Annotated in this window: 4 protein-coding genes; 1 reads left to right on the top strand and 3 read right to left on the bottom strand. The window is 60.2% G+C overall.

The window, feature by feature from the left end; genetic code table 11:
* On the bottom strand, window positions 1–886 hold an 886-nt coding region (locus tag ROA7023_RS23130; RefSeq protein WP_085881305.1), incomplete at its 3' end, for a phage portal protein.
* A gap of 145 nt (window positions 887–1,031) precedes the next feature.
* On the bottom strand, window positions 1,032–1,946 hold the full coding sequence (locus ROA7023_RS23125) for a DNA adenine methylase (RefSeq protein WP_085881304.1): 915 nt from the start codon (window positions 1,944–1,946) through the stop codon (window positions 1,032–1,034).
* Window positions 1,947–2,069: 123 nt separating this feature from the next.
* On the opposite strand from ROA7023_RS23125, the gene ROA7023_RS23120 reads away from it, so the two are divergent.
* Window positions 2,070–2,948 carry a DUF7687 domain-containing protein gene (locus ROA7023_RS23120; protein WP_085881303.1) on the top strand — a complete coding sequence of 293 codons (879 nt, stop codon included), beginning with the start codon at window positions 2,070–2,072 and terminating at the stop codon, window positions 2,946–2,948.
* 122 nt (window positions 2,949–3,070) lie between these two features.
* Here the strand turns inward: ROA7023_RS23120 and ROA7023_RS23115 are convergent.
* Window positions 3,071–3,555, bottom strand: a 485-nt coding sequence (locus ROA7023_RS23115; protein ID WP_200812590.1) for a terminase gpA endonuclease subunit, incomplete at its 5' end; no start/stop codon positions are given.

Raw genomic sequence — 3,555 nt, 5'->3', positions numbered from 1 at the left:
AAAAGCGGATGTCGGTGCCAGGCGGCAAGGGGATCAAGCTGCCGGGTTCCATGCCAACGGTCAACGCGCCGCCATTGTTGGCGCCGGTCAGCCCACCCGCCGTGCCATCCGGGTCGGTGATGAAGCCTGTGAACAGCGCGGCAACCTTGGCCTTCACCAGTGCTGCATCCTCGAACTGGTCCAACTCGTGCAGCCGCAGCAAAACCGGAGCAAGCCAGGTGATCCCGCGCAATTGTCCAGCGGCCAAAGGTTTGAACAGGTGCAGGCAGTCGGTCGCGGGGATGCGCAGCGGCTCCAGCCGCAACGACGCCAGCGGATCGCCGGGCCGATCACGCGACACCCAATAGGCGGTGCGCTGCCCAGCGCCGTTGAACTCGATGCCAGCCCGGATGCGCGCGCCGCCACCGCTGTCTCGGTGAAGGTCCATCGGCACCTGGTCGCGGTCCAGCAGGTCGATGTACAGCGGAACAGCCGAAGCACCGGTCACGACGCGCAGGCGGGCGAAACTCTCACCGCCCTCGATCATCGCCCGCACAGCAATGGCCTGCAGCCCATAGAAATCCGCCAGCCCACCTGGATCGGCATGATCTGTCCAGCGCAGCCAGAGCACCTGCAGCCGTTCGCGCACCGCTCGGTCGGGATGAGTGGACTGCGGCTTGATCCCCGCGCCGACAACATTACCGACTAGGCTGTCTACCGCAGCCGCGACCCAAGGATTGTTACGCGCATACCACCCGGCACGCCGCGCCGCCGTGGTCGCGCCCGCGAGGATCGCCGTGTTCAGCCCGTCGACAGTCCGCACCCCCTCCCAACGCCGACCACCACCCGCAGCGTCAAACGCACGGGTGCCTGGGCGGGCAAAGAGACGGTGGAGCAGGCTGCGCATGCGGGGAGAGTCGCATGGCAGGGGGCGGCAATCTATTTGGAATGTTTGGGAATTGTGAAGAAGCTCGGCTTCTCTTCAGCAGGTAGAACCTGCTCGAGATTTCATTGTGTTCTTTAGGTGCGGCGATGCCATACGGCGAGGCATCTCAGTAGGTCAGGAGGAGGCGATCGCGTACCTCTTCCGCTTCAAGAGTTTGTCCGCTCATCTGAAAGCGCCGGAGCATCGAGCGTCCGACGTTCACAAGAAGCTCGTTCTCGAAAAGACCCTCAGGTATTTTGATGTCGCAGTAGAAGTCACCGGACTTCTTGGTCCCGTCAATGCTGAGAGCGACACGAACGCCCCGCTCCTTGCAGGCGGCAACCGCCTTAAAAAGATCGTCCAGCCTGAAGTCTTGAGCGCCGTAGAGGATCGCCTGCGAGTATGAGTAAGGCGGATCGCAGTAGACCAAGTCACCGGTCTGAGCACGCGCCATCGCCTCTGCATAGTCCATGCGCTCGAAGCGCGCACCCTTCATTCGCTGGTGCCAGCTTTCAACGCGTTGGGAAAAAGACTCGGGGTGAATCGGCTCATGGGCGCCACAGGGCGTGGACATGTAGCCGTCGCGCTTCCGGAATCGGACCACGCCGCCATAGCAGGAACGGCAGAGAAAAAGGAGATCAGCTCCGTTGGGCCGTGCGTTGTATGAAGCCTTAATCTGCTCATACTGCTCGACGCGGTCACCATCCTTGTAGATTGCCCACCGAGCTGCATACCAAGTCTTAAGGCGCTCCGGGTCGGAACTGAGCTCCTGCCATATTTCAACGAGAGGTCCGAAGATATCTGACCCTATGGCACTTCGTGGCGAAAGTGTAGCCATAACCCCGCCAGCCCCGATGAACGGTTCATGGTAGGTGCCGTAGTCGTCTGGGAATGTTGAAATAATTTCATGGGCGAACTTCTGCTTGTTGCCGATCCATTTGAGCAGCTGGCTCTTGAACGGCGCAGCTCTTCCCGGTCGCACCCGGCCATCTGGCCGGACCTCGACCTCCTCGCTCTCATCGGCAAACAAGGCATACTGCATCTTGTGTTGTTATCCCTCGCGTCATACCATTCCTACTAGATACCTCCCAGCGCGCCCGAAGCCAAGTTCATTGTTTGGTTTTTCTCGACTGGGCGTCTTGAGGATTTACTACGCGGGGGCAAAGTGCGGCCGGATCATCGTTTTCTTCGAAAGCCAAAGACGTTTTGGGCAAGCGTAAGGACCATCAGCCAAGCGGTTGGCTATACCCAGCGCGGGACTGGTAGGATTAAGGTTCCGGACCTTCCAGCGATGCGGAAGGCATTTGGGGTGCTAGGCCTGAGCGATGCCGTGCTGCGAGAACGTAACGGTACGCCGACCACGCTCGCGAAGGACTTACACGAGTATTTTCAATACAGAGCCAAGGTGTTGAATGAGCACGTGGAGCCGCGCCTGATGGACGCCGCTAGGGCAAAGAGTGAATTCGAGGCCCTTAGGGCACGCATGAGACCCACCTGCCCAATCCCGATGAACAAGCAAAAGGGCGCCATGAAGGCCGAGGCGTTCCTCACGGGTATGGTCAACATGATGGTTGAAGCTCACGCCCAAGGACTACCCTGCGACTATGACCCTCGCCAACTGACGACCGTGACTCGCGACGGGGTGCCTGTACGAACGCTTGCTCGGCGAGTGGATGGAGCATTCCCGTCGACCGTGAACCCAGTCGCCGTGTGGGAGATCAAGGAATACTACTATACTACCACGTTCGGTAGCCGCGTCGCCGACGGTGTCTATGAGTCCCTGCTCGACGGGATGGAGCTTGAGGAGCTCCGGGAGCATGAGGGCATCGATGTTCGTCACTACCTGATAGTTGACGCCCACTATACTTGGTGGGACTGCGGACGCTCGTATCTCTGTCGTATGGTCGATATGCTTCACATGGGTTACGTGGACGAGGTTCTATTCGGATATGAAGTGATCGAAGAAATGCCAAGGATCATGGCTGAACTCGTAGCGATTGTTCGGGGGAAAGGCGGCGTCAAAGCGGAGCTCAACGACCAGTAAGCATCGGCGTTCCAGTCTTCGCGACAGCTCCGCTCATGTACAAAGCCGATGCTACCACTTCACATGCGCGTAAATGGGAAGTTTAGGCGCGTTTTTCGGTTGTAGACGATGTGCCGAGAAAATCAGCCCATCCATGCCGACCGGATGACTTCCGTTTTATGACACGTCGGCGTCGACCGCCCTGACACCCCCTCCGCATCCTCGTTCAATCGCATCCCCATGCTGATCAGCCCATGCAGGGCGGCGTGGGCGTAGACGAAGGTGTCCAGCGCCTCGTTGCGTTCGCCGTCGCGCTTGGGTTGCCATGAGCGGATGGGTCGGCCCTTTTCGAAGCGCGTGACGACGCGTTCGGCGGTCAACTGGCGGAAATATTCGGCGTCGAGGCGGCGGGGGAAGTGGATTGCACCGGGGCCGGGTTCGGTCAGTTTCAGGCGGGCGTAGACGGCGTCCTTCACGGCATCGACGCCGACGATGAACAGTGGGATCTTGCCCTTGTTGGTGCGGGTGGGGCGGCGGGGCCAGACCGGGATGCCTGGGCCGCCACGGCCCTTGATCGCCCAGATGCGACGGGCGAGACGGGTGCGGCAGAACTCGTAGGCCATCTTGG

The organism is Roseisalinus antarcticus (assembly GCF_900172355.1).
Taxonomy (GTDB): Bacteria; Pseudomonadota; Alphaproteobacteria; order Rhodobacterales; family Rhodobacteraceae; genus Oceanicola; species Oceanicola antarcticus_A.
This window is presented reverse-complemented; position numbering and strand designations above follow the sequence as displayed.

What these genes read in the sequence shown, in the direction of transcription:
- ROA7023_RS23125 (WP_085881304.1), bottom strand. Translation starts at nt 1,946, where the DNA reads ATGCAGTATGCCTTGTTTGCCGATGAGAGCGAGGAGGTCGAGGTCCGG.